Below are 24,412 nucleotides of genomic sequence, written 5' to 3'. Positions count from 1 at the left end.
AGTGCTAAACACGGCATTGGCACTCGACGCCGTTGAGTGCCAGGCGAGCGGTCACCGATCGCGCGCTTGAAGGTCGGGACGGTGAGGCTGTACCCCCACCCGGGTCCAGTCGTCCGTCGCGGGCACCGAGCCTGGCCGAGGAAAGAGTCCTGCTGCCGCCGCTGCAATGCAGTACAGCGCGGCGGTGGCGCCCAATACCGGAGGACCACACCGCAATGGCCAAACTGATCGCGTTCGACGAGGACGCCCGCCGCGGTCTTGAGCGCGGCTTGAACATCCTCGCCGAAGCCGTCAAGGTGACCCTCGGCCCGCGGGGCCGGAACGTCGTGCTCGAGAAGAAGTGGGGCGCGCCGACCATCACCAACGACGGCGTCTCCATCGCCAAGGAGATCGAGCTCGAGGACCCGTGGGAGAAGATCGGGGCCGAGCTCGTCAAGGAAGTTGCCAAGAAGACCGACGACGTCGCGGGTGACGGCACCACCACCGCCACCGTGCTCGCCCAGGCCCTGGTCAAGGAAGGCCTGCGCAACGTCGCGGCCGGAGCCGACCCGATCAGCCTGAAGCGTGGCATCGAGGCGGCCGTCGAGGCCATCATCGAGCAGCTGCACAAGGCCGCCGTCCAGATCGAGACCAAGGAGCAGATCGCTGCTACCGCCTCGATCTCGGCCGCTGACCGCACCATCGGCGAGCTGATCGCCGAGGCGCTGGACAAGGTCGGCAAGGAAGGCGTCGTCACCGTCGAGGAGAGCAACACCTTCGGTCTCGAGCTCGAGCTCACCGAGGGCATGCGCTTCGACAAGGGCTACATCTCGGGCTACTTCGTGACGGACCCGGAGCGTCAGGAAGCCGAGCTGGAGGACCCCTACATCCTCCTCTTCGGTTCCAAGATCTCCACCGTCAAGGACGTCCTGCCGCTGCTGGAGAAGGTCATCCAGTCCGGCAAGCCGCTGCTGATCATCGCCGAGGACGTCGAGGGCGAGGCCCTGGCCACCCTCATCGTCAACAAGATGCGCGGCACCTTCAAGTCCGTCGCCGTCAAGGCCCCGGGCTTCGGTGACCGCCGCAAGGCGATCCTGCAGGACATCGCGATCCTGACCGGTGGCCAGGTCATCAGCGAGGACGTCGGCCTCAAGCTGGAGAACGCCGACCTGTCGCTGCTGGGCAAGGCGCGCAAGGCCGTCATCACCAAGGACGAGACGACCATCGTCGAGGGTGCGGGCGACGCCGACCAGATCCAGGGTCGCGTCAACCAGATCCGCGCCGAGATCGAGAACTCGGACTCGGACTACGACCGCGAGAAGCTCCAGGAGCGTCTGGCGAAGCTGGCCGGCGGCGTGGCCGTCATCAAGGCCGGTGCCGCCACCGAGGTCGAGCTGAAGGAGCGCAAGCACCGCATCGAGGATGCCGTGCGCAACGCCAAGGCCGCCGTCGAAGAGGGCATCGTCGCCGGTGGTGGCGTCGCTCTCATCCAGGCTGCCGAGGCTGCCTTCGCCGGTCTGAAGCTCGAGGGCGACGAGGCCACTGGTGCCAACATCGTGAAGGTGGCCGTCGAGGCCCCGCTCAAGCAGATCGCGATCAACGCCGGCCTCGAGGGCGGCGTCGTCGTGGAGAAGGTCAAGGGTCTGCCGCAGGGTCACGGCCTGAACGCCGCCACGGGTGTCTACGAGGACCTGCTCGCCGCCGGCGTGCCGGACCCGACGAAGGTCACCCGCTCCGCGCTGCAGAACGCCGCCTCCATCGCGGCGCTGTTCCTGACCACCGAGGCCGTCGTGGCGGACAAGCCGGAGAAGGCTTCGGCCGCTCCCGCCGACCCGTCCGGTGGCATGGGTGGCATGGACTTCTGAGCCACGCCTGAAAAGGGCCCGGTCCGCTTCGGCGGGCCGGGCTTTTTCTTTGGCCGCTAGGGTTTCGTGAAGAACCAGATGGCGAAGGCGCCGACGATCACGACGCCGAGCGCGAGCACGCCGAGGCCCCCGAGCCAGGCGGTGCTCGCTTCTTCCGCTTCCAGCGCGAGGACGATCGCGCCGATCCCGGTGAGCAGGATCCAGATCGCGGCCGCCGCGGCGGTGAAGAGCACGGTCCGGGTGACGCTCGGGCTGCCGGTGTCGTTGAAGGCGAGCGCGAAGAAGGCGGCGAAGGCGGTCAGCCCCAGTCCGGCGAGCAGGTAGAGCCCGCCGAGGACCCCCACGACGACCTTCGCGGCCGTCCGGCTGGCGGTGTTCCCTTGATCCACGAGCGCGAACCCTAACCCCTCGAACGGGGTTCGCGGAGGGCTTTTCGGCCGGTCAGCGTAGTCGTCTACGCCGAACGGCCCGGACGTCCCCTTGGCGTCCGGGCCGTTCCACTGGCACACCCCGTGATCGTCCGGCGGGCACCGGTTCCCCCTGCGAACCGGCGCCCGCCCCGGTCAGGAGTCTTCTTCGGGGGTCAGGATCGCGGCCGCGATGTAGATCGGGATGGCGATGCCGACGGAGAGGAAAACGGCGGCGACGAGCCCGATGCGCAGCACGTTCGCGTCGATGCCGAGGTACTGGGACCAGCCACCGCAGACGCCGGTGAGCATCTTGTCGGTACGGCTGCGGCGGACCTTCTTGGTTTCCGGGGTGTACACGCTGTTCGTCATGCATCAATGTTCGCCCGCCGGGGGTGCCGGCCACATCGGGAAGGGCCCGGATCCGGACCCTGAACTCGACCTCGGGGAAAACCAGGTGCCGGCCCGGACCCGGGGCCGGTACAACTTCGGACCATGGAACACGACAACCCCGAGTTCGCCGCGATCGCCGAGCAGGGCACGATCCTGCGCTGCCAGGTCGGTTCCGGCCTGCACGGCACCGCCGTCGACGGTCAGGACGACCGCGACGAAATGGGGCTGTGCGTGGAGCCGGCCGAGTACGTCACCGGGCTGCGGCGGTTCGAGCAGTACGTCTTCCGCACCCAGCCGGAAGGCGTGCGCTCCGGACCCGGCGACCTCGACCTCATCGTCTACTCGCTGCGCAAGTGGGTCCGGCTGGCGCTGAGCGGGAATCCCACGATCCTGCTGCCGCTGTTCGTGCCGACCGCGGAGATCGTCCGGATCACCGATCTCGGCCACGAGCTGCGCGCGAACGCGGACCGGATCGTTTCCCGGCAGGCGGGCCTGCGGTTCGCGGGTTACCTGCGGACGCAGCGGAAGCGGCTGCTGGAAGGCGGCCCGAACGTCAACCGGCCGGAGCTGGTCGAGAAGTACGGCTTCGACACGAAGTACGCGATGCACATGGTTCGGCTGGGCGTCCAGGGTGCCGAGCTGCTCGAGACGGGCCGGATGACGCTGCCGATCGCCGAGCCGTGGGGTTCGTGGCTGCGCGATCTCCGGCGGGGCAAGCACACGCAGGCCCAAGCCGTCGACGCCGCGGCCGAGCTGGAAGACCGGCTCGACCGCCTGGTCCGGGGTGGGTCCCCGCTGCCTGAGCAGCCGGACCACGCGTGGGCCGACCGCTGGCTGGTGCACGCGTACGACTCGGCCTGGCAGACGGCGGCTTGAGGTCGTGAGTGTTTAAGGCGGTTCTAGCCGCCCTAAACACTCACGACAAGCTGCGGACCCTCGCCAGCCGGGCTTCCCACGCCGCCTGGACGTCGGCCGAAGCCGCGTACGCCTCTGTCGGCTCCGGGGGCTTGCGCAGGACCGGGAGGTAACCGTCCACAGGGGACAGTGGGTTCGCGCAGACGTCGCCTTCCAGCAACGAGATCGTGCCCAGTCCGCACGCGAACTCCAGCTCCGGGAGCGCGCCGGCCAGCGCGAGGCCCGCGGCCAGCCCGACGCTCGTCTCCACCGCCGACGACACCACGCACGGCAGGCCGCACGCCTCGGCGACCTCCAGCGCCCGGCGGACGCCGCCGAGGGGGGAGACCTTCAGCACCGCGATGTCCGCCGCTCCGGCGACCGCGACCTTGAGCGGGTCCTCCGCGCGGCGGATCGACTCGTCCGCGGCGATGCGGACCGACACCCGGCGGCGAACCGCGGCGAGGTCGTCGATCGTCGGGCACGGCTGTTCCGCGTACTCCAGGCCGCCCGCCGCCTTGTCGAGGTCGGTGATCGCGCGGACCGCGGTGTCGACGTCCCACGCCATGTTGGCGTCGACGCGGATCGCGCCGGCCGGGCCGAGCGCGTCGCGGACCGCCTCGACCCGGGCGCAGTCGTCCGGAAGGGACGATCGGGTGTCCGCCACCTTCACCTTCGCCGTCCGGCAGCCCGACGCCTTGACCAGTTCGTACGCCTTTTCCGCGCCGACCACCGGCACCGTCGTGTTCACCTCGACGCGGTCACGGACCGGCTCCGGCCAGCCCGTCTGGCTCGCCTCGATGGCGGCATGCAGCCACGGCAGGCTTTCGGCGTCCGAGTAGTCGGCGAACGGGCAGAACTCACCCCAGCCCGCCGGGCCGGGCAGCAGCACGCCCTCACGGACCGTGATACCGCGGAAGCGGTTGCGCAGGGGAATCGCGTAGACCTTCATCACCGCCGATCATGCCACCGTCCCGCCTGCGCGGTTGGTCCTCGATTTCCGCCTGCTGGTTCCGGCCGACGGCCTGCGCGTGGCGTCGGCCGATTGCGCTCACTGTCTTGTCGGCGGGCTCACTCCCAGCAGCTCGGCCAGGGCCTCCGCGTTGCGTGGGGCCTCCACCTTCACGTCGTTGTCGAAGTAGACGTGGACGTCTCGCTTTCCGTCGTCGTGCCAGGTGCGGATCTTCTCCGCCCACTCGCGTAGCGCGCGGTCCGAGTAGCCGCTGACGTACAGCTCCTCGGCGCCGTGCAGGCGGACGTAGGCGAAGTCGGCCGTCTGGTCTTCGAGGAACGGCCACTTTCCCGCCGTGTCGGCGACCACCAGGGCGATGCCGTGCTCCCGCAGCAGCTCCGTCGCCGCGGGCTCGGTGAAACTCGGGTGCCGGACCTCCAGTGCGTGCCGTAGCGGCCGGTGCTTCCCGGCCTCCAAGTACGGCTTCGCCTTCAGCTTGTCGTCGTGCTTCGTCGCCAGCTCGGCCGCTTCCGTGGTCGTGCGCGGCAGGAGGGCGAAGAAGTTCACGAGCCGGTCGGGGTCGAACGTGAGCCGGGGTGGCAGCTGCCAGAGGAACGGCCCCAGCTTCGCGCCGAGCGCCAGCACGCCGGAGGCGTAGAAGTTGGCCAGTGACGTCTCGACGTCGCGCAGCTGCTTCATGTGCGTGATGAAGCGGCCGCCCTTCACCGCGAAGAGGAAGCCGGATGGGGTCTCGTCGAACCACGCGCGGTACCGCTCCGGGCGCTGCAGTGAGTAGAACGAGCCGTTGAGCTCGACCGCGCTCAGCCGCCGCGACAGGTATTCGAGCTCGCGCCGCTGCGCCAGCCCCGGCGGGTAGAAGTCCCCGCGCCAGGGCGGGTAGCGCCAGCCCGACGTCCCGATCCGGATTTCGGCGATCGCTCTCACCGCCTTCCCGCGCTGGGTGATGCCCGCTCGACGGCACCCCCAAACGGGCCCGCGCGGCCGCCGCCGGGACCAGTGGACCGCTGGCCGGGACAACTGACCCAACTTGGCGGACGGCCGTCTCACCGGCCCCTTGACGTGTCTGCTCATCGCCCCGCCTGCCGGCGGTGTCCCGCGCTGCTCCGCTGCGGCAGGTCTTCCTTTCGCGCTCTCATGCCCAGGAGGGCTGTCGGTGTGGTGTGGGTGTGCGGCTTGGGCTCGATGCCCGCGCCGCGTGGGGTGTCGGTTGCCGCGCCGGGTGTGGGTTGCGGCGATGTGCTGGGCGGTCGCTGGAGCCGGGGGTGGGTTGTCGTGCTCGGGAGAGCCGCCGGTGTTGCGTGGGCGGGCGACTTAGGTCCGGTGCCCGCGCCGAGTGGGGTGGCGGTTGCTGTGGCGGGTGGTCGCTCGTGCCGGGTGTTTGTGTGGGTTGTCGTGCCGGGGAGGGCTGTCGGTGTGGTGTGGGTGTGCAGCTTGGGTCCGGTGCTCACCCCACGTGGGATGGCGGCTGCCGTGGACGGCCGCCGCGGGGGTCGGGTGTGGGTTGCCGTGCCCAGGAGAACGGTCGGTGTTGCGTGGGTGGGCGGCTTGGGTCCGGTGCCCGCGCCGCTTGGGGTGGTGGGTGGTCGCTGGGGTCGGGTGTTTGTGCGGGTTGTCGTGCCTAGGGCTGTCGGTGTGGTGTGGGCGTGCGGCTTGATGCGCGCGTCGCGCGGGGTGGCGGCTGCCGTGCAGGGCGGCTGCGGGGGTCGGGTGTGGGTTGTCGGGCCGGAGAGGACCGCCGGTGTCGCGTAGGTGGGCGGCTTGAGGCCGGTGCCCGCGCCGCGTGGTGTGGTGGTTGGCCGCTGGTGTCGGGTGCGGGTTGCCGTGCCCAGGAGAGCCGCCTCCGTCGCGTGGGCGTGCGACTTGATGCGCGCGTCGCGCGGGGTGGCGGCTGCCGTGCAGGGCCGCCGCGGTGTCGTGCTCATGAGAGCTGCCCCCGCGCGTGGGTGGGCGGCTTGGGGCCGGTGCCGCGGGGGACGGTGGGTGGCCGCCGGGGTTCGGGGGTTCTCATGCCCAGGAGAACCGCCAGTGGCGTGACTGGACCAAATCCGATGCGTACTCGCGCAGGTTGCCCGGCTGGGCTGCGAACGTCGGGAGGCTGAACGCTCGGTGCTCCGCTGCCACCGACAGGGCCCTTGCCTGGTTGCGGGGTGGGGCCGACACCGACAGCTCGATGGCGTCGAACCCCAGCACCACCAGCGTCGCCCCGAAGCGGTCTTCCCAGCTGCGCAGCACCGCCGACAGTTCGGCTACCTGGTCGGTGCACTTGATCATGCCCGTCCAGCCCAGCAGGGCCGGGATGTCCGCGGGGCGCTCGGTCTGGACCAGGCCGAGCCGGTGCGGGGCGCGCGTGGCCAGGATCGAGCCGGTGTTGCCCGCCTCGGCCAGCGGGTCGGAGCGGCGTGGGCTTCGCTTGGCCAGCCCGGGGAACCGTGCGGTGAAGGGGCGCAGGCAGGCGCCGTCGCAGCAGGAGCCGTCCCACCAGCGGTCGAGGACCATGGCCGGGTCGGCCGAGGCGACCCGGTGGCCGGCCGGGGCGAGCCGGCCGCGGTCGTCGATCCAGTCCTCGCCGTTCGCCGCGAAGCGCTGGTCGTGCGGGATCAGCACCGGCCACAGCCCGGACCGCTCGAACTCGGCCACGCAGCCCAGGTAGCGCTCGGGCCGGGTCAGGGGCAGGTCGGACACCCACAGCCTGCCGTGCCACGACCCCGGTGGCAGGGTCTGGACCGGCGGCGCGGGGGTACCGGGGCGGAGCGGTGCGATCGTCATGACGTCCCCTCGAACTTGTGTTCGGCTGGTGCATGTCGAACAATAGTTCGAGGGTCTGACAATTTCCAGCGTCCGGCCCGCTCATCCGTTCGAGTGAATCCGGAAAACCGCAGGTCAGGAAGCTGCACGAGACGTGTGTGGCGGAAGTTGTTCCTGTGACGATGCGCTGGGCCGAACGGGGACGCCGTGGCCGCCGAACGCGAGCGGCGTGCTCGTTCGGGCAGGCTGGGGACCGTGATCGACGACTTCGCGAAGGACTACCTGCACGCCGACCTGCGAGAGATCCGGGAGGCGATGCTCCGGAAGCTCGACGGGCTGTCCGAGTACGACATCCGCCGTCCGCTGACCGCGACCGGCACCAACCTGCTCGGCCTGGTCAAGCACCTGGCGGTGGGCGAGGCCCGCTACTTCGGCGAGGTCTTCGGCCGCCCGTCTCCCGACGCCGTCCCGCGGTGGGACGACCTCGAGCGGCGCGGCACCGACATGTGGGCGGCCGAGCACGAAACGCGCGAGGAGATCACCGGCCGCTACCAGCGCGTCTGGGCGCACTCCGACGCGACGATCGCCGCGCTGGCCGTCGACGCGCCCGGCCACGTGCCCTGGTGGCCGCGCCCGGACGTCATGCTGTTCAACGTCCTCGTCCACGTGCTCACCGAGACCAACCGGCACGCCGGGCACGCCGACATCCTGCGCGAGCAGCTGGACGGCACGCTGGAGACGGGCGGCGGGCGCGACCGGGCGTTCTGGGCGGCCAGGCGCGCCGAGGTCGACCGGGCGGCGAGGGCCGCCGGCCCGGTCGGCCCCTGAGCGTCAGAGCGGCCGGAGCAGGTCGTCCGCGTCGACGATGTGGTACGCGTAGCCCTGCTCCGCCAGGAACCGCTGGCGGTGCGCCGCGTACTCCGTGTCGACCGTGTCCCTCGAGACGATCGAGTAGAAGTGGGCCTGGCGCCCGTCGCCCTTGGGACGCAGGAGGCGGCCGAGGCGCTGGGCCTCCTCCTGCCGCGAGCCGAACGTGCCGGAGACCTGGATCGCCACCGACGCCTCGGGCAGGTCGATCGAGAAGTTCGCGACCTTCGACACGACCAGCGTGCGGATCTCGCCGCGGCGGAACTTGTCGAACAGCTCCTCGCGCTCCTTGTTCCGCGTGGAGCCCTGGATCACCGGGGCGTCGAGCTCGTCGCCGAGCATCTCCAGCTGGTCGAGGTAGGCGCCGATGACGAGGGTCGGCTCGCCCGCGTGCTTCTCGACGATCGACTTGATCACCGGCGTCTTCGTCTGCGCCGTCGCCGCCAGCTTGTAGCGCTCGTCGGCTTCGGCCGTCGCGTAGCCGAGGCGTTCGGCGTCGGTCAGCGTGACGCGGACCTCGGTGCACTCCGCCGGCGCGATCCAGCCCTGGGCCTCGATGTCGCGCCACGGCACGTCGAAGCGCTTCGGCCCGATCAGCGAGAAGACGTCGCCCTCGCGGCCGTCTTCGCGCACCAGCGTCGCCGTCAGCCCGAGGCGCCGCCGGGACTGCAGGTCCGCGGTCATCCGGAACACCGGCGCGGGCAGCAGGTGGACCTCGTCGTAGACGACCAGGCCCCAGTCGCGCGAGTCGAACAGCTCCAGGTGCCGGTACTCGCCCTTGGTCTTGCGGGTGACCACCTGGTAGGTCGCGATGGTGACCGGCCGGATCTCCTTCTTCTCGCCGGAGTACTCGCCGATCTCCTCCTCGGTCAGCGACGTCCGCGCGATGAGCTCGCGCTTCCACTGCCGGCCGGCGACCGTGTTCGTCACCAGGATCAGCGTCGTGGCCTGGGCCTTCGCCATCGCCGCGGCGCCGACCAGCGTCTTGCCCGCGCCGCACGGCAGCACGACGACGCCGGAGCCGCCGGCCCAGAACGCCTCCGCGGCCATCCGCTGGTAGTCGCGCAGTTGCCAGTCCGCCTCGTCGAGGGCGATCGGGTGCGCCTCGCCGTCGACGTACCCGGCGAGGTCCTCGGCCGGCCAGCCGACCTTCAGCAGCGCCTGCTTCAGCCGCCCGCGCTCGGACGGGTGGACGATCACCGTGTCGTCGTCGATCTTCGCGCCCAGCATCGGGCTGATCTTCTTGTTCCGCGAGACCTCGGTGAGGACCGCGCGGTCGGTGGTCGACATCACCAGGCCGTGCGCCGGGTGGTTGGCGATCTGCAGCCGCCCGAACCGGCCCATCACGTCGACGACGTCGATCAGCAGCGGCTGCGGCACCGGGAAGCGCGAATACGTCGTCAGCGCGTCGACGACCTGCTCGGCGTCGTGGCCCGCGGCGCGCGCGTTCCACAAGGCCAGGGGGGTGATGCGGTAGGTGTGGACGTGCTCCGGGGCGCGTTCGAGCTCGGCGAACGGCGCGATCGCGACGCGCGCGTCGTCGGCCTGGGGGTTGTCGACCTCCAGGAGCACGGTCTTGTCGGACTGGACGATCAGCGGGCCATCAGTCACAACTACTGTTATACGTGCCTCGCTCCGGCCCGCTCCTGTCGCGGGTCCGCCGGTGGGACGATATGCCGAGGGGATCACTGGAGGGCACGTTGACCACACCACCGTCCGACGACAACCCGTTCCGGACGCCGGACTACGCGACGCCGCCGCCGTCCGCGCCGATGCCGGTGGCGCCGATGCCCGGCGGGCCGATGCCGGGGGCACCGCAGCGGCCGGGGATTCCGCACTGGTTCAGCGTGAAGGTGCGGATCACGCTCGTCGCGTGCGTGGTCCTCGCGCTGGCGGTCGGCTCCCTGGGGGCGCTGAGCATCGTGTGGATCCACCAGGCCGGGCCGCCGTCGGACGGCGACTGCCTGTACCTGACGCGGGAGAGCGGCGACAACCTCGCCTACCACCGCGTCGGCTGCGGGGAGGACAGCGCCACGTTCAAGGTCGAGGACAGCTACCGCGGCGCGCTCCGCTGCAGCGGCGGCGACTACGTGCGGTTCCAGATCACCGGCACCGGTTCGAGCACCGAGCGGACGCTCTGCCTGGCCCTGAACGTCGACCCCGGCGACTGCCTGCGTGACGTCGATGACGAGGCCACGGTCAGCAAGGTGAGCTGCACCGACCCGGCGGCCCAGGAACGCGTCGAGGTCCTCTCCGGCTACCAGCGCGACGACAAGTGCGAAGGCGCCGACAAGGTCCTGTCCTACATCGGCCCGCCGTCCCGCACGGTGTGCCTGATCCAGACCGGCGAGAACATCTAGCCGGGCGGCGGTCAGTAGCTGTTCTGGTCGGGCAGGAGCGCCTGGACGTCGAGGCGGTTCGCCAGCTGGCCCGAGTTGTGCATCAGGTCCGCCACGCGCTGCAGCCGGATGCCGTTGAGCGATGCCGGGTACGAGCCGAGGGAGATCAGCGACGCCGTCGTCGTGTCGATGTCGGAGAACTTCGGGAGCGAGTCGCGGACGATGGCCGGGTCGGTCGCGCTCTGCTGGGCCTTGCCCAGTGCCGTGCGGAACGCGGCGAGCGTGCGAGGGTTGGCCTCGGCGAACGGTTTCGCGGCCGCGTAGCCGGACAGCGGGAAGTCGAGCGTCGCGCCGCGGGCGCCGTCGGCGAGGATGTGCGCGCCCAGGTCCTTCTCGGCGCGGGTGATGTACGGCTCGGCCATCAGCGCCGCGTCCGCGTCGCCCGCCTGCAGCGCCTGCGGCATCTGGTCGAACGGCACCTGCTTGAACTTGATCTTCGCGACGTCGACGCCCGCGGTGCCCAGCACCGAGCGCGCGGCGAGCGCGCCGATGTCGTCGAGCATGTTGACGGCGATCTCCGGTGCCTTCTTGGCCGTCGGCACGGTGTAGTCGGAACCCGGCAACGTGACCAAGGCCATGGTGTTCGAGCCCGACGTGTAGGCCTCGCCCTGCAGTTGCAGCGGCTGACCGCCGGCCGCCGCGCGGAACATCGCGATGTCGCTGGCGAACGTGACGTCGAGGTCGCCGGAGGCCAGCTTGGCCAGTCCGTCACCGGCGCCGAGCTCCACGAGCTGCACTTTCAGTCCCGGCGGCCCGAATTTCCCGGCCCCGACGGCGATGCGCAGCGGGGCCGTGTCGATGGCGTTGCCCACACCGACACGCAGAGTGGTCCGTTCCAATGGCGGTGGCGCGGCCGTCGAACCGGAATTGAACAGGCTGCAGCCCGAAGTCGCCAGCAGCGCCGCTACCAGCGGAATCGTGAGTCTGCGTCTGATCATGAACCTTCACCTACCGCGAGAATCTGATTCTCGTGCTGGATCGTATGGTCCGCGCCCCATACGATCGCGGGCAGGGCCGTATCGCGCCAGCGCGGCTTTCGGATCTTCATGAAGCGGGCTACCGTTCAGTAGGTTCGAGGTGTCGGTAGGTCCGCGGGTTCCTCCCGCGGTGGAAAAGGAAACCAGGTGACCCGTCGCGACAAACGTCCCCGCAAGGGTGGCGAGGCGGCGGATCCGCGTCCGGCGGGCGGCCGCTGGAGACTGCGGAACTGGCGCCTCGGGACGAAGCTCTTCGCCGTCCTGCTCATCCCCGCGCTGGCGGTGATCGCGCTCGTCGGCCTCCGCATCAGCTCCGACCTGCGTGACGCGCAGCAGCTCGCGGAGTTCGCCACGCGCGGCCGCGTCGACAGCACTGTCGCCGAAGCCATCCACGAGCTCCAGCGCGAGCGGGACCTCACCGTGCGCTTCGTCGCGCAGAGCCGCCAAGGCGACACCGCCGACCTCGACGGCCAGCGCAAACGCGTCGACCAGGCGATCGGGACGTTCGAGCGGACGCTGGCCGACAGCAGGCCCCGCCTCGACGCGAAGGCCGCGGACAGCCTGCAGCAGACCGACGACCGGCTGCGCGTGCTCGGCGGCCTCCGGTTCTCCGCGCAGCACTCGGCGTTCCCGGCCGACGCCGTGCTGCGCTCCTACAGCGAGCTGATCTCCGGCCTGCTCGACATCAGCGACTCGGCCGCCGCCGACGTCTCGGACCCCGAGCTCGCGCGGTTGCGCTTGGCGGGCAACGCACTGGCCCGGATCAAGGACCAGATGTCGGTCAAGCGCGCGGTGCTGGCGGAGGCGCTCGCCGAGGGCACGCTGAACCGCGACCGCACGCGCGAGCTGCTCAGCGCGGAGGCCGAGCTCGAAGCCGCGCGCAACGACTACCGCACCTTCGCGACCCCCGACCAGCAGCGGATGTACGAAGACACGGTGATCGGCCTGGTCGTCGACATCGGCAACGACATGGTCGACTCCGCGCTCACCCGCACCGAAAACGGCCAGAACCTCTCCGGCCTCGACCCGAACCAGTGGGACACCTCGGCGACGCACACGGTGAACCTGGCCCACCAGGTGCAGCAGGCGCTGCTGGTCCAGTTGCAGGAACGCACCGACACCCTCGCGTCGCAGGCGCGCACCGCGGCGCTCTGGGACGGCGGGGCCGTGCTCGCCGTGCTGCTCGTCGCGGGCGTGCTCTCGGTCGTCATCGCGCGTTCCCTGTTGCGCCCCTTGCGGATCCTGCGCCGCACGGCGCTGGAGGTGGCCGAGCACCGGCTGCCGGCGGCGGTGCAGGGCCTGCTCACCGACCCCGAGCCCGCGCCGGAGAACCTCCGCAAGCGCCTCGCCGTCGCGCCGGTGCCGGTGTTCACCCGCGAAGAGGTCGGCCAGGTGGCGCGCGCGTTCGACGCGGTGCACGGCGAAGCCGTCCGGCTGGCTGGCGAACAGGCGATGCTGCGCGAGAACGTCAACGCGATGTTCGTCAACCTCTCGCAGCGGAGCCAGGACCTCGTCGAACGGCAGCTTTCGGTGCTCGACCGGATGGAGGCCGACGAGCAGGACCCGGACACCCTCGCCGGGCTGTTCGAGCTCGACCACCTCGCGACGCGGATGCGGCGCAACAGCGAGAACCTGCTGGTCCTGTCGGGGCACGACTCCGTGCGCGGGGACGACGGCGCGGTCGCGGCCGACGAGATCGTCGGCGCCGCGCTCTCGGAGGTCGAGCACTACCAGCGCATCGAGCTCGGCCCGGCGCCGCAGGTCGCGGTCCGCGGCGAGGCCGTCAACGACCTCGTGCACGTGGTTTCGGAGCTCCTGGAGAACGCGACGCGCTACTCCGGCGACGGCACGGTGACCGTGGGCAGCGCCGAAACCCACGACGGCGACTGGCAGATCGAGATCACCGACCACGGCGCCGGCATGCCGCAGGCCGAGATCGACCGCACCAACGCGCGGCTGGCCAACCCGCCGGACGTCGACGTCGAGGTGTCGCGCCGGATGGGCCTGTACGTGGTCGCGACGCTCGCCAAGCGGCACCGCATCGACGTTCGGCTGAGCCCGGCCGACCGCACCGGGCTGGTCGCGACGGTGCTGGTGCCCACCGCGCTGATCGTCGAACTGCCACCGCTGCCCGCACCGCCGCCGCCCGCCGAGCCGCCGGTCGCCCCGGAGCCCGAGCTGCTGGCGCCGCTGGCCCCGCTCAACCAGCCGGAACCGGAGCCCGAAGGGCCGGAAGAGCTGACGCCGCCGTCGATCGAGGCCGGCCCGCCGCGCCGCGCGCCGGTGGTGGCGCGCGACCACGCCCCGGAGTGGCCCACCGCGGAAGACGACATCCACCTGGACTTCGACGCCCCGACCGAACGGATGCCCGCCTACCGCGACGTCCTGTCCCGCTGGTTCGACGCCTCCGCACCGCCCGAGCAGCCGCGCCGGGCGGCGGAACCGCGCCCGGTCGCCGAGGAGCCGCGGCCGGTCGAACCCGAGCCGCGGCACGCGCTGTCCGGCGGGCTGCCGGTCCCCGAACCCGCGCCGGTGCCCCCGCCACCGCCACCGCCGCCCCCGCCGCCGTTCTTCCCGGTGGCCGGGTCGAACCCCGACGACGAGGACACCGACCCGCAGTTCCCGCCGGTCGCCCCGCCCGCCGTGCTCGCGCAGCCGTCCGCCGCGATCGAGCCGGAGTACCAGTGGCCGACGCCCGCGGAGCTCGAGCAGGAGGACGGCGCCGAGGACACCTGGCCGTTCCTGCAGCCCGCGGATGCGGCCGCCAGCCCGGGAGCGGTGCCGGAGCAGCGGCCGATACTCTCTCTTTCCCCGGAAGCGGTGCGCGAACGGATGACGAGCCTGCAAGGCGGCTTCCGGCGAGGGCGGCACGCGAGGGGAGAAGACACCCGGAACCAGTGAAACGGATGAGGCATGAGCTCGAAGACGCCCCTGCTGGAAGTGATCGCGCTGGACGCGGCGGACGCCGAAGGCGCGCAGGCGGGCGGGGCGGACCGCCTCGAACTGGTTGCGGACATGGCCCAGGACGGCCTGACGCCCTCGCTGGAGACGCTGCGTGACGTCCGGTCGGCGACCGATCTCCCGATCCGGGTCATGCTGCGGGACAACGGTTCCTTCGCCGCCGGCGACATCGAGGGCCTGCGCGCCGACACGGCCCGGCTGATCGACGCGGGCGCGCGCGAGTTCGTCTTCGGCTTCCTGAACTTCGACAGCGAAATCGACCTCGACGCGTGCGAAGCACTCATCAAGGAGATCGACGGCCTGCCCTGGACGTTCCACCGTGCCATCGACCGTACGCGCGACCCGCTGCGCGCGTACGACCAGCTCACTTCGCTGGGCTGTGACACCGTGCTCGCCGCGGGCCACCCGAACGGCGTCGGCAGTGGCCTGTCGGTGCTGCAACGGCTCGCGCAGCGGGAGACCGGACCGGAGTTGCTCGTCGGCGGCGGCCTGCGCGCCCAGCAGGTGCACCTCTTGCGCGCGGGCGGGGTGCGCGGGTTCCATGTCGGCAGCGCCGTGCGGCCCGGCGGCTGGCAGTCGCCGGTCGACGCCGAATCGGTTCGCACCTGGGTGGAACTCGTCAAGTCCTGATCGAACTGCGGAATTCTGCGGCGGATCGGAGGACGATAACGAGATCCGTCGAATCGCGGTGCGCACTCCGGTAAGCGATTCCCGCACGATGAAATTGCATTTCGAAAGTGCAGGAGCCGAGCGCGGGTTGCGCGTGCAGGTGCACGCGCAACTCAGGGTTATGACCTGGTTGGCGGCTGATTTGGGGTCGAGCCACTGGCTACGGTTGTCCCGCATTTCGCGATCTGGCCATGTTCAGGAATCGTTCTGCAAGTGCGGGAGGCGGCGCTGTGTGCGCGCGTATTCAGTTCAAGACGAGCTCGTTGCGAGGCCGGCAAGAACCGAAGAACACGACCGTCCGGCGGATCTCCGTCACCTGGGGGTGGCGGAATACGCGCGATTACCGGGCCGCCGCGCCGGGAACAAGCCGGAAGGTCGGATCGTGACCAGCGCGATACCGCGTCAACGCGGAACCGGAACCCCCGGGGACGAGTACGCCCGGCTGGGTCTCGGCGGCTCGCTCGCCCTCACCGGCCTCCTGGCCGCGGTCAAGATCGCGGAAACGGCCACGGGCGTGGTGCTCACCGCCGCCGGGGTCCTGCCCGGCGGCAACCCCCCGAAGGAGCGGCCCGAGGCCTGGCCCGGAGGGGAATGACCGGGAGCTGCCAGTGGCGGTGGCTCTCTAGGAGACGGAGGGCTGCCATGACGGGCAGTGACAGCCGCGGGAACGTACGGGTGGGACTCACCGACGTGCGACGGCTCGAGGAAGCCGTCGCGGAACTCCGGGCCCGGGACTACCGCTACGGCGGCGGGTCCTGCGCCGAGGCGATCGAGGCGCGCCTGCCGGACGCGGCGGAGCTGCTGAACGGCACGATGCGGGACGCGGTACTGGTGCGGCTGTGCACCGTCGTCGCCGACCTGTACAACCTGGCCGGCTGGACGAGCTTCGACGAGGACCGGCCCGCGGCCGCGCTGACCGCGTTCGCGCGGGCGCTGGAACTGGCCGTCGAAGCCGGGAACCACGACCTGCAGGCCAACATCCGCTACCGCACCGGGCGGCTGCACCTGCACTACGGCGCGGTCGACGCGGCGCTGGCGGAGTTCGCGCAGGGGCGGGAAGCGGCGCGGCGGGCGCGTTCCCCGCGTGCGCAGGCGATCCTGTCGGCCAACCAGGCGTGGGCGTACGCGAAGAAGGCCGACGTCGCCGCGGCGCTGACGTACCTGCGCCGCGCCCGCACCGAGTTCGCGGCCGCCGACGAGACCGAGGTGTCGCCGTGGGCCGCGTTCTTCGGCGCCAACGACATGGCGGCGATGGCCGGCACGGTGCACGGCGAGCTGGCCATGGTGGTCGACGTGCGTCACGGCCGCGACGGGATCCGAGCACTCACCGACGCGATCGCCGGCTACGGCCCCGACATGACGCGCAGCCGCGGCCTGACGGTGATCTGGCTGGCCACGGTCCATGCCCTGGACGGCGACCTCGACGTGGCCGCCCGCACCGGCCAGGAGGCCATCGAGCTGGCCGGCGCGCTGCGGTCACCAAGGACACGGCAGCGGCTGCGCACGTTGTTGGCCGCGGCCCGCAGGTTTCCTGGCGACGCGCACGCCCGGGAGATCGTCGACCGCATCGACGAGCTGCCGCACTGACATCCCGGCGTTCCGGCGGCGCGAGGCGCGAACGCCAGCACCGGCATTTCCGGAACCCGCACCGCCATCCCGACACTTCGGACAATAATCGTTTTGCCATGAAAAGGTAAACCCGCCGGAAAACGAAAATGGGAACCGCGAAACGGCAGACAAAAGTAGGTTCCTTGCCGCGAGATCCGCTTCTTATGCTTCTCGGCAACCTGCGGCGAGCATTCCGCGCAGGCCCGGTCCCCACCGCCGAGAGGAATTCTCCCATGCGCTTGCGCAAGCTCGTCGCGGCCGCTGTGCCGCTGCCTGCGTTGCTCGGCCTCGCCGTGGCCGTCCCGGCCGCCGCGGCGTCGGAACCCCTGGTCACGCTGGCCGACTCCGCCGCTCCTCTGGTCAACAGCGACCGCACCGGCGACGTCGCCGGCGCGCAGCGGATCACCGCTGCGCTCTCGCTGAAACTGCACAACCAGCAGGCGCTGGAAAAGTTCCTCGCCGATGTGCAGAACCCGGCTTCGCCGCAATACCACCACTTCCTCACGCCCGCGCAGTTCAATGCCGAGTTCGGCCCGACGCAGGCCGACGTCGACAAGGCCGTCTCATTCCTCGGGAAGGCGGGAGCCACCGGGATCGAGGTTTCCGGCAACCGGCAGGCCATCACGTTCAGCGGTTCGGCGGCGCAGCTCGAGGCGGCGTTCCACACCGGGATCGGGACCTACCACGACAAGTCGTCCGGCCGGAACTTCTTCGCCAACGACGCCGCGCCGACCGTGTCCGCGGACGTCTCGGGTGTCGTGGCGAACGTCGTCGGCCTGGACGACCACGCCGTGCGGACGCACTCGGCCAAGGCCGCTCAGCCCAACGTCGTCAAGTCCGTCACCCCGCCGATCCTCAAGACCGCCTACGGCACCAGCGGTCTCTCGGCGACCGGCAGCGGCGTGAAGGTCGGCTTCGTCGAGTTCGACGGCTACAAGAAGGCCGACGTCACCAAGTACGACAGCACGTACGGCCTCTCGGCGGGCACCGTGACCACGGTCCCGGTCAGCGGCGCGAATTACGACTCCTCGCCGGGTGACGGCCAGATCGAGGTCGAGCTGGACATCGAGGTCGTGCACGCGCTGGCCGCGGCGGCCAACGACTACGTCTACGAGGCGCCCAACTCGAGCGCCGGCGAGCTGGCGATGTACCAGAAGATCGCGTCGGACCACACGGTCAACGTCGTCTCGATCTCCTGGGGCGCCTGCGAATCCGCCGAGGGATCGAGCGCGGCGAACAGCGTCAGCAACGCGATCGCGACCGGCACCGCGGAGGGCATCTCGTACTTCGCGGCGGCGGGCGACGACGGCACGACCGACTGCTACCGCCAGACCGGTTCGACGGCGAAGGCCGTGGACTTCCCGGCGTCCAGCCCGAACGTGACCGGCGTCGGCGGCACGCAGCTGACCGTGACGTCCTCGAACGCCTACAGCAGTGAGAAGGCGTGGAACGACGGCGCGTCCAACGGCTCCACGGGCGGCGGCATCTCGACGGTCTTCACCGCGCCGTCGTGGCAGTCCGCGCAGAGCACGACCAAGCGCAAGGTCCCGGACGTCTCGGCGGACGCGGCCAGCGGCTCGGGTTACTACATCTACACGGCGGGTGCCTGGGAGACGGTCTGGGGCACGTCGGGCGCGGCCCCGCTGTGGGCGGCGTTCGCCACGCTGCAGAACCAGGTCCACGGCGGCGGGCTCGGCAACCTGAACCCGAAGTTCTACTCGATCGGCAACGGTTCCTCGTACGGCACGGGCTTCCACGACGTGACGACGGGCAACAACACCCTGCACGGCACGACCGGCTTCACCGCCGGCACGGGCTACGACCAGGTGACCGGCTGGGGCTCCTTCAAGGGCTCGGGCTTGTCCGGCCTGATCGGCTGAGTTCCCTGAAGGCCTCCTTCCCGGCCACAAGAGCCGGGAAGGAGGCCTTCACGGCTTTTCGGTGGTTTCATTCGCGGCTCAGGCGGCTAGCCTGGGGGCATGATCAAGCGCACGGTGCTGGACGCCTCCCGCGACCTCCTCCGGGAGCTCGGCCTCACCACGGTGTTCGGCAACCCCGGCACCACCGAGGTGCCCTTCCTCACCGACTGGCCGGACGACTTCTACTACATCCTCGGGTTGCAGGAGTCCGCCGTCGTGGCGATGGCCGACGCCTACTCCCAGGCTACGCGCCAGGCCGTGCTGGTCAACCTGCACTCCGCGGGCGGTGTCGGGCACGCGCTCGGCAGCATCTTCACCGCCTACCGCAACCGGACGCCGCTGATCGTCGTCGCCGGGCAGCAGGTGCGGTCGCTGCTCCCGCACGATCCCTTCCTCGGCGCGGTGGACGCCGCCGGGTTCCCCAAGCCGTACGTGAAGTGGTCGATCGAGCCGGCCACCGCCGAGGACGTCCCGGCCGCCCTCGCCCGGGCCTACCACGTCGCGACGCAGGCGCCGTCCGGTCCGGTCTTCGTGTCCGTTCCGGCCGACGACTGGACCGTGACGACCGAGCGCCCGGTCGTCTCCCGCCCGCGCATCCGCGGCTTCGGACCGGATCCGGAGTCGATCGCCGAAGCCGCCGCGGCGCTCGCGGCCGCCGAACGGCCGGGCATCGTCGTCGGCGGGGCCGTCGACCAGGACGGCGCGGTCGAGGAGGCCGTCGCGCTCGCCGAACGGCTCAACGCCGGCGTGTGGGTCGCGCCGATGTCGTTCCGGTGCTCGTTCCCCGAGAACCACCCGCTGTTCCAAGGGTTCCTGGACCCCGAGCGCGGCGCGATCTCGGACAAGCTGGCCGCGCACGACCTCGTCGTCGTGCTCGGCGCGCCCGCCTTCACCTACCACGTCGAGCGCGGCCGCGGTGAAGCTCCACTGCCGCCGCTGCTCCTCGTCAGCGACGACGAGCAGATCCTCGCGCGTGCCGCCGAAGGCACCGCCATCCGCACCACGCAGAAGCTTGGCATCCAGGCTTTGACCGACGCCGTCGGCGAGACGAGCCGTCCCGCGCCCGCGCCGCGGCAGCGGCCGGCGAAGCCGGACGGCAGCGCGCTCACCGCGGCGTACGTCTACGCGACCCTCGCGGAACTGCTGCCGGAGGACGCGCTGGTCGTCGAGGAGACGCCCAGCCACCGCGGTGCCCTGCACGACCACCTGCCGATCACCTCGACCGACATGGGCTTCCTGACGATGGCCAGCGGCACGCTCGGGTACGGCGTCCCGGGTGCGGTCGGCGCGGCGCTCGCCCGGCCGGACCGCACGGTCGTGGGTGTCGTCGGGGACGGTTCGAGCATGTACGGCATCCAGGCGCTCTGGACGGCCGCGCGCCAGGAACTGCCGGTGACGATCGTGATCCTCGACAACACCGAGTACGCGGCGGTCCGCATCCTGGGCGACGCGATCGGCGGCGCCAAGCTCCCGGGCACCCAGCTGGGCGGCATCGACTTCTCGACGCTCGCCGCGAGCATGGGCTGCCAGGGCATCGCGATCACCGAGCCGGCGGCGCTGGCCCCGGCCCTGACGGCCGCGCTGGCCGACAAGCGCCCGACGCTCGTCCACGTCCGGGTCGTGCCGGAGAACTCGACGATCTACTGACAGAACTCGGCGGCCGCGGCGGGAATCCAACCCGCCGCGGCCGCCGAGTGTCCGAAGTGGACGTTCGCGTCAGCGCCGGGACCGCGGCCTGACCGGCTGCGCCTTGGACTGCTCGGCCAGTGCCCATTCCGCCGCGTCGGACGCCGCCTTGGCGGCCTCGTCCGGGGTGCCGCCGTGCAGCAGCCGCGCCACCTCGCCGCGCAGCGTCACGAACTCCAGCGACTCGCGGGTCGCGATCTGGTCGCGGTCGGCGGGCAGGTCCACCCGCAGGTCCGCGACGATCGAGGCCGGCGACTTCGACAGCACCAGCACCCGGTCGGACAGGTAGACGCTCTCGTCGATGTCGTGCGTGACGACGAGGATGGTCGTGCCCTGCTCCCGCTGCACCCGCCGGGTGAGGTCCTCGAGCTCGAACCGCGTCTGCGCGTCGACCGACGCGAACGGCTCGTCCATCAGCAGCAGCGACGGCCGGCTGGCCAGCGCGCGGGCGATCGACACCCGCTGCTGCATACCGCCGGACAGCTGCCACGGGTACTTCCCGCCGACGTCCGCGAGGCCGACGTGCTCCAGCGCCTCGGCGGCCCGCTTGCGCCGCTCGCCGCGCGAGATCGAGCGCCACCGCAACGGGAACTCGACGTTCTTCTGCACCGAGAGCCACGGGAACAGCGACCGGCTGTAGTCCTGGAACACGACGGCGAGGTCGTCCGGCACGCCGTCGACGCGGTCGCCGTGCAGGCTGACCGTGCCCTCGGTCGCCGGGGTCAGCCCGGCGACGCAGCGCAGCAGCGTCGACTTGCCGCAGCCGGACGGGCCGACGATGCTGGCCAGCTGCCCGGCCTCGACGGTGAACGAAAGGTTGTTCACGGCGGTGTGCGCCTTGGCGCCGGAGCCGTACCGGTGACTGACGCCGGACACTTCGAGCATGGTTGACATTGAGGGCCTTTCCACCGTCAGTCGCGGCCGAGGCGGGCCGGCTGCCAGGCCAGCACCCGTCGTTCCGCGGCCAGGAAGATCGTGTTGAAGACGTAGCCGAGGATCCCGAGCAGCACCAGCCAGGACCACATGGTCGGGAAGTCGAAGTCCTGCTGGGCGTTCAGCAGTGAACGCCCGATGCCGAAGGAGGAGCCGACCAGTTCGGAAACCACCATCAGGAGCAGCGCGATGGACAAGCTGACCCGCAGCCCGGCGAAGATCTTCGGCGCCGCCGCGGGAAGCACGACCATGCTGATCCAGTACGTCTTGGGCGTGCGGAACGACCGCGCCGTCTCCACCTTGACCTGGTCGACCGAGCGGACGCCGTCGACCGAGTTGAGCAGCACCGGCCAGATCGCGCCGAAGATGATCGACCCGATCTGCATGCCCGAGCTCAGCCCGAACAGCACCACGAACACCGGGATCAGCGTGGGCGGCGGGATCGAGCGGAAGAAGGCGAAGAGCGGCCCGAGGTAGTCCAACGCTTTCGCAGACCGGCCGACCAGCACCCCGAGGAGGATACCGACCACGGACGCCAGTGCCCAGCCGCCGAGCATGTGACCCAGGCTGGGGAGCACGTTCTCGAACACCGCGTCGGTGAGGAAGAGGTGGTCCGCCGGGCCGGTGAACCACAGGTTCACCGCGCGGACCGCGATCTCGGACGGCGGCGGGAAGAACTTGCTGCCGGCCGCGCGGGCGGCGAACTCCCAGAGCACCACGAGGATCGCGAAGAGCAGCCAGTTGCGCAGGACCGCCGTCACGCCGCGGACGGCGCGCCTGCCGACGCGCCCGGAAAGAGTCGCCGCGGTCACGCGATCGCCTCCCGGTCCACCGTGCTCCAGCGGAACATCCGCTTGCCCACCTGCTCGAGTCCTTCGTTGATGAGCCAGCCCAGCACGCCGGCCACGACGGTGCCGGCCAGCACGAGGTCGAACCGGGTCGAACCGGTGCTGGCGACCAGGATGAAGTTGCCGAGGCCGACTTCGGAGCCGGCCAGGAACTCGGTGCTGACGACGGCGATCAGCGCGATGGTCGCCGACAGCCGGACGCCGGTGAAGACGAACGGCGCGGTGAACGGCAGCGCGACCGACGAGAGGATCCGGAACCGGCTGGTCCCGCTCGCCCGCGCGGTCTCCATCAGCACCGGGTCGATCTCGCTGATCCCGTAGATCGTGTTGAACATGATCGGCCACAGGGCGGCGTACACCGCGAGGGTGATCTTCGCCTCCGGGCCGGAGCCGATCACCAGCAGCACCAGCGGGATGAGCGCGGCGACCGGGATCGGCCGGAGGAACTCGACGATCGCGGCGGTGGCGTTGCGCAGCACCGGGACGCTGCCCAGCAGCAGTCCGGCCGGCACGCCGACGACCACGGCGATCAGGATGGCGATGAACCAGGCCAGCATCGTCGCGACGACGTCGCGGACGAAGTCGGGGTCACCGAGCAGTTGCCCGACGGTCACGAGGACGACGCTGGGCGGCGGGAAGAACGTCTTGCTGACCAGGCCGATCTGGACGACGATCTCCCAGAGCAGGAGGAAGCCGACCAGACCGGCCAGGTTGCGGAGCAGTTTGGTCACGACGTCGTCAGCCGGCGCTCGCCTGCGGGGCGATCATCGGCGCGGCCTCGACGGCCGTCGTGATGGCACCCAGTTGCAGCAGGAGGTCGGGCACGCGCTGCATGCGCCGGGCGTCCAGGACGGAGCCGTAACCGGGGATGGTCAGCAGCTTCGCGGTGTCCTGGTCGATCTTCGCGTACTTGACGAGCAGCGGCTCGATCTTCGACCGGTCGGCGATCGCGTCGCGGGTGGCCTTCTGCATCGCGCGCTGGAAGGCGGCGAGGGTCTTCGGGTTCGACTGGACCCACTTCTTGGTGGCGCCGTAGCCGGTCAGGGGGAAGTCCTGGCTGGCACCGGTGTTGATGTCGATCACCGGGGTGGCGCCGACGTTCTTGGCGGCCTGGGTGATGAACGGCTCCGGCAGGTAGGCGGCGTCGACCTGGCCCGACCCCAGCGCGGCGGCGATGTTCGGCAGGGCCAGCGGGACCCAGACGACCTTGTCCGACGGCACGCCGTGGTCCTTCATCACGGACTTCGTCAGCAGGTCCGAGGCCGTGTTCTTGGCCGTGATGGCGATCCGCCGGCCGGCGAGGTCGGCGACCGTCTTCACCGGGGAGTTCGGCACGGTGACGATGGCGTTGCTCTTCGCGTTCACCGAGGAGCCGTCGGCGACGAGCTGCATGTCGGCCGCGCCCGTGCTCTTCGCGATGAAGAACGGCGTGTAGGTGGAAAGCGCGATGTCGGCCTCGCCGGAGATCGACTTGGTCATCGAAGCCTGGCCGCTGGCCGCCACGACGGACTTGACGTCGAGACCCTCGGCCTTGAAGTAGCCGCCGTCCTGGGCGAGCCAGAAGGGGCCGAGGTCGGTCGTGGGCAGGATCGACACCGTGAGGTTCGTCTTCTCCAGTCCACCGCCCCCGTTCGACGACGAGGTGTTCGAGCTGTCCGAGCCGAGCGCACTGCAGCCGGTGAGGGCTGTGGCGGCCGCGGCGGTGAGGGCGAGCCCGAGCACGGCGCGGCGAGTCCGAACCCGGCCGCTGCTCACGGCGTTTCCAAGCAAGGCCTGCTCCTTGACGACGGTGACGGTGGGTGTACCGAATCCAGCGGAAGTGCGTGACTGATTGTCCGAGCCACGCGGGCCACTGTAGAGAACGTGACAGCCCGCTCACAACGGGTAGAAGCAATACCCGGGAGAGTGGTGCGCGTCACTCTTTAGGATTCTGGTCTAGACCCACTGCTCCACTCGCCGTAGCTGAATACCCAGCGTAGGGCCAGAAACTGGAAAAAGAGATCACCAGCTGTACGTCTACTGAGCGAACGCTGTGCAACATCCTGCGCGTGTTGTCGGGAGGGTTACATCTTCCCCGGCCGTTCGCTACCCTCTGCACCTGCGGGGAGGATTCAACCTCCGATGTAGTGAGAGAGAGTGCCTGGATGGCCGATCAAGACGACCCGCTTCGGTCTACCAGGACACGCTGTGCTTTTCCTGAGAGATTCGCCCCCGCAGCAGAGACCACAGCCAGGCCGGGCACTACCGCCGCGCCGGTGGGATAAGGCCGACCAGACCGATGCAAGACCA

General features: G+C 70.6%; 21 protein-coding genes. 10 read left to right on the top strand and 11 right to left on the bottom strand.

Translation table 11 applies throughout. The annotated features are described in order from the left end of the window. Nucleotides 1-215: 215 nt before the first annotated feature. A complete protein-coding gene (gene groL, locus VA596_RS05745; protein ID WP_247058577.1) occupies nucleotides 216-1,844 on the top strand; it encodes a chaperonin GroEL in 1,629 nt (542 codons plus the stop codon). A 56-nt stretch (nucleotides 1,845-1,900) separates the two neighbouring features. Here groL and VA596_RS05740 read toward each other — a convergent pair whose 3' ends face one another. Beyond that, entirely contained in the window at nucleotides 1,901-2,233 is a 333-nt protein-coding gene (locus VA596_RS05740; protein WP_323324261.1) for a hypothetical protein, read from the bottom strand. 174 nt (nucleotides 2,234-2,407) lie between these two features. Further along, complete coding sequence (locus VA596_RS05735) at nucleotides 2,408-2,623, bottom strand: PspC domain-containing protein (protein WP_323324260.1); 216 nt, start codon at nucleotides 2,621-2,623, stop codon at nucleotides 2,408-2,410. A gap of 123 nt (nucleotides 2,624-2,746) precedes the next feature. Here VA596_RS05735 and VA596_RS05730 point away from each other — a divergent pair, with 123 nt between their 5' ends. Next, on the top strand, nucleotides 2,747-3,520 hold the full coding sequence (locus VA596_RS05730) for a nucleotidyltransferase domain-containing protein (RefSeq protein WP_323324259.1): 774 nt from the start codon (nucleotides 2,747-2,749) through the stop codon (nucleotides 3,518-3,520). 40 nt (nucleotides 3,521-3,560) lie between these two features. Here VA596_RS05730 and VA596_RS05725 read toward each other — a convergent pair whose 3' ends face one another. The 3 genes from VA596_RS05725 to VA596_RS05715 form a co-directional block, all read right to left on the bottom strand. Continuing rightward, entirely contained in the window at nucleotides 3,561-4,490 is a 930-nt protein-coding gene (locus VA596_RS05725) for an o-succinylbenzoate synthase (RefSeq protein WP_323324258.1), read from the bottom strand. Between the two features lie 99 nt (nucleotides 4,491-4,589). Beyond that, nucleotides 4,590-5,435 (bottom strand): DUF72 domain-containing protein, encoded by an 846-nt coding sequence (locus VA596_RS05720; protein WP_323324257.1) that lies wholly within the window; start codon nucleotides 5,433-5,435, stop codon nucleotides 4,590-4,592. 1,080 nt (nucleotides 5,436-6,515) lie between these two features. Further along, nucleotides 6,516-7,277, bottom strand: a complete 762-nt coding sequence (locus VA596_RS05715; RefSeq protein WP_323324256.1) for a DUF4253 domain-containing protein — start codon at nucleotides 7,275-7,277, stop codon at nucleotides 6,516-6,518. Between the two features lie 234 nt (nucleotides 7,278-7,511). Between VA596_RS05715 and VA596_RS05710 the strand changes: the two genes are divergently transcribed. Further along, nucleotides 7,512-8,084, top strand: a complete 573-nt coding sequence (locus tag VA596_RS05710; protein WP_323324255.1) for a DinB family protein — start codon at nucleotides 7,512-7,514, stop codon at nucleotides 8,082-8,084. 3 nt (nucleotides 8,085-8,087) lie between these two features. Here the strand turns inward: VA596_RS05710 and VA596_RS05705 are convergent, their stop codons facing one another. Then, nucleotides 8,088-9,734, bottom strand: a complete 1,647-nt coding sequence (locus VA596_RS05705) for a DNA repair helicase XPB (protein WP_323324254.1) — start codon at nucleotides 9,732-9,734, stop codon at nucleotides 8,088-8,090. Nucleotides 9,735-9,823: 89 nt separating this feature from the next. Between VA596_RS05705 and VA596_RS05700 the strand changes: the two genes are divergently transcribed. After that, entirely contained in the window at nucleotides 9,824-10,483 is a 660-nt protein-coding gene (locus VA596_RS05700; protein ID WP_323324253.1) for an LppU/SCO3897 family protein, read from the top strand. An 11-nt stretch (nucleotides 10,484-10,494) separates the two neighbouring features. Here the strand turns inward: VA596_RS05700 and VA596_RS05695 are convergent, their stop codons facing one another. Further along, on the bottom strand, nucleotides 10,495-11,460 hold the full coding sequence (locus VA596_RS05695) for an ABC transporter substrate-binding protein (protein WP_323324252.1): 966 nt from the start codon (nucleotides 11,458-11,460) through the stop codon (nucleotides 10,495-10,497). A gap of 186 nt (nucleotides 11,461-11,646) precedes the next feature. Here VA596_RS05695 and VA596_RS05690 point away from each other — a divergent pair, with 186 nt between their 5' ends. The 6 genes from VA596_RS05690 (at nucleotide 11,647) to mdlC (ending at nucleotide 20,303) form a co-directional block, all read left to right on the top strand. Beyond that, the gene (locus VA596_RS05690) at nucleotides 11,647-14,400 is read left to right on the top strand and encodes a sensor histidine kinase (RefSeq protein WP_323324251.1); all 2,754 of its coding nucleotides are present in this window, start codon (nucleotides 11,647-11,649) and stop codon (nucleotides 14,398-14,400) included. A 12-nt stretch (nucleotides 14,401-14,412) separates the two neighbouring features. Continuing rightward, the gene (locus VA596_RS05685; RefSeq protein WP_323324250.1) at nucleotides 14,413-15,090 is read left to right on the top strand and encodes a copper homeostasis protein CutC; all 678 of its coding nucleotides are present in this window, start codon (nucleotides 14,413-14,415) and stop codon (nucleotides 15,088-15,090) included. Between the two features lie 421 nt (nucleotides 15,091-15,511). After that, a complete protein-coding gene (locus tag VA596_RS05680) occupies nucleotides 15,512-15,724 on the top strand; it encodes a hypothetical protein (protein ID WP_323324249.1) in 213 nt (70 codons plus the stop codon). 47 nt (nucleotides 15,725-15,771) lie between these two features. After that, on the top strand, nucleotides 15,772-16,716 hold the full coding sequence (locus VA596_RS05675) for a hypothetical protein (protein WP_323324248.1): 945 nt from the start codon (nucleotides 15,772-15,774) through the stop codon (nucleotides 16,714-16,716). A gap of 254 nt (nucleotides 16,717-16,970) precedes the next feature. Then, nucleotides 16,971-18,617 carry a S53 family peptidase gene (locus tag VA596_RS05670; RefSeq protein ID WP_323324247.1) on the top strand — a complete coding sequence of 549 codons (1,647 nt, stop codon included), beginning with the start codon at nucleotides 16,971-16,973 and terminating at the stop codon, nucleotides 18,615-18,617. A 99-nt stretch (nucleotides 18,618-18,716) separates the two neighbouring features. Beyond that, nucleotides 18,717-20,303, top strand: a complete 1,587-nt coding sequence (gene mdlC / locus VA596_RS05665) for a benzoylformate decarboxylase (RefSeq protein WP_323324246.1) — start codon at nucleotides 18,717-18,719, stop codon at nucleotides 20,301-20,303. Between the two features lie 69 nt (nucleotides 20,304-20,372). Here the strand turns inward: mdlC and VA596_RS05660 are convergent, their stop codons facing one another. Genes VA596_RS05660 through VA596_RS05645 form a run of 4 tightly spaced genes read right to left on the bottom strand, consistent with a single transcriptional unit; the run spans nucleotide 20,373 to nucleotide 23,893 of the window. Further along, nucleotides 20,373-21,236 carry an ABC transporter ATP-binding protein gene (locus VA596_RS05660; protein ID WP_323324245.1) on the bottom strand — a complete coding sequence of 288 codons (864 nt, stop codon included), beginning with the start codon at nucleotides 21,234-21,236 and terminating at the stop codon, nucleotides 20,373-20,375. Nucleotides 21,237-21,253: 17 nt separating this feature from the next. After that, nucleotides 21,254-22,087 carry an ABC transporter permease gene (locus VA596_RS05655; protein WP_323324244.1) on the bottom strand — a complete coding sequence of 278 codons (834 nt, stop codon included), beginning with the start codon at nucleotides 22,085-22,087 and terminating at the stop codon, nucleotides 21,254-21,256. After that, the gene (locus VA596_RS05650; RefSeq protein WP_323324243.1) at nucleotides 22,084-22,854 is read right to left on the bottom strand and encodes an ABC transporter permease; all 771 of its coding nucleotides are present in this window, start codon (nucleotides 22,852-22,854) and stop codon (nucleotides 22,084-22,086) included. The genes VA596_RS05655 and VA596_RS05650 overlap by 4 nt, the downstream gene beginning before the upstream one ends. 7 nt (nucleotides 22,855-22,861) lie before the next feature. After that, nucleotides 22,862-23,893: an ABC transporter substrate-binding protein gene (locus tag VA596_RS05645; RefSeq protein ID WP_410171841.1), complete on the bottom strand. Its 1,032-nt coding sequence runs from the start codon at nucleotides 23,891-23,893 to the stop codon at nucleotides 22,862-22,864. Nucleotides 23,894-24,412: the final 519 nt, after the last annotated feature.

It is taken from the genome of Amycolatopsis heterodermiae, from assembly GCF_034929455.1.
GTDB classification, from domain to species: Bacteria; Actinomycetota; Actinomycetes; order Mycobacteriales; family Pseudonocardiaceae; genus Amycolatopsis; species Amycolatopsis heterodermiae.
This window is presented reverse-complemented; position numbering and strand designations above follow the sequence as displayed.

Excerpts from the sequence above, each read along its gene's own strand:
- VA596_RS05725 (WP_323324258.1), bottom strand. The coding sequence starts at position 4,490 with ATGAAGGTCTACGCGATTCCCCTGCGCAACCGCTTCCGCGGTATCACG.
- VA596_RS05735 (WP_323324260.1), bottom strand. The coding sequence starts at position 2,623 with ATGACGAACAGCGTGTACACCCCGGAAACCAAGAAGGTCCGCCGCAGC.
- VA596_RS05670 (WP_323324247.1), top strand. The coding sequence starts at position 16,971 with ATGCGCTTGCGCAAGCTCGTCGCGGCCGCTGTGCCGCTGCCTGCGTTG.
- VA596_RS05730 (WP_323324259.1), top strand. The coding sequence starts at position 2,747 with ATGGAACACGACAACCCCGAGTTCGCCGCGATCGCCGAGCAGGGCACG.
- VA596_RS05695 (WP_323324252.1), bottom strand. The coding sequence starts at position 11,460 with ATGATCAGACGCAGACTCACGATTCCGCTGGTAGCGGCGCTGCTGGCG.
- VA596_RS05660 (WP_323324245.1), bottom strand. The coding sequence starts at position 21,236 with ATGTCAACCATGCTCGAAGTGTCCGGCGTCAGTCACCGGTACGGCTCC.
- groL (WP_247058577.1), top strand. The coding sequence starts at position 216 with ATGGCCAAACTGATCGCGTTCGACGAGGACGCCCGCCGCGGTCTTGAG.
- VA596_RS05685 (WP_323324250.1), top strand. The coding sequence starts at position 14,413 with ATGAGCTCGAAGACGCCCCTGCTGGAAGTGATCGCGCTGGACGCGGCG.
- VA596_RS05715 (WP_323324256.1), bottom strand. The coding sequence starts at position 7,277 with ATGACGATCGCACCGCTCCGCCCCGGTACCCCCGCGCCGCCGGTCCAG.
- mdlC (WP_323324246.1), top strand. The coding sequence starts at position 18,717 with ATGATCAAGCGCACGGTGCTGGACGCCTCCCGCGACCTCCTCCGGGAG.
- VA596_RS05675 (WP_323324248.1), top strand. The coding sequence starts at position 15,772 with ATGACGGGCAGTGACAGCCGCGGGAACGTACGGGTGGGACTCACCGAC.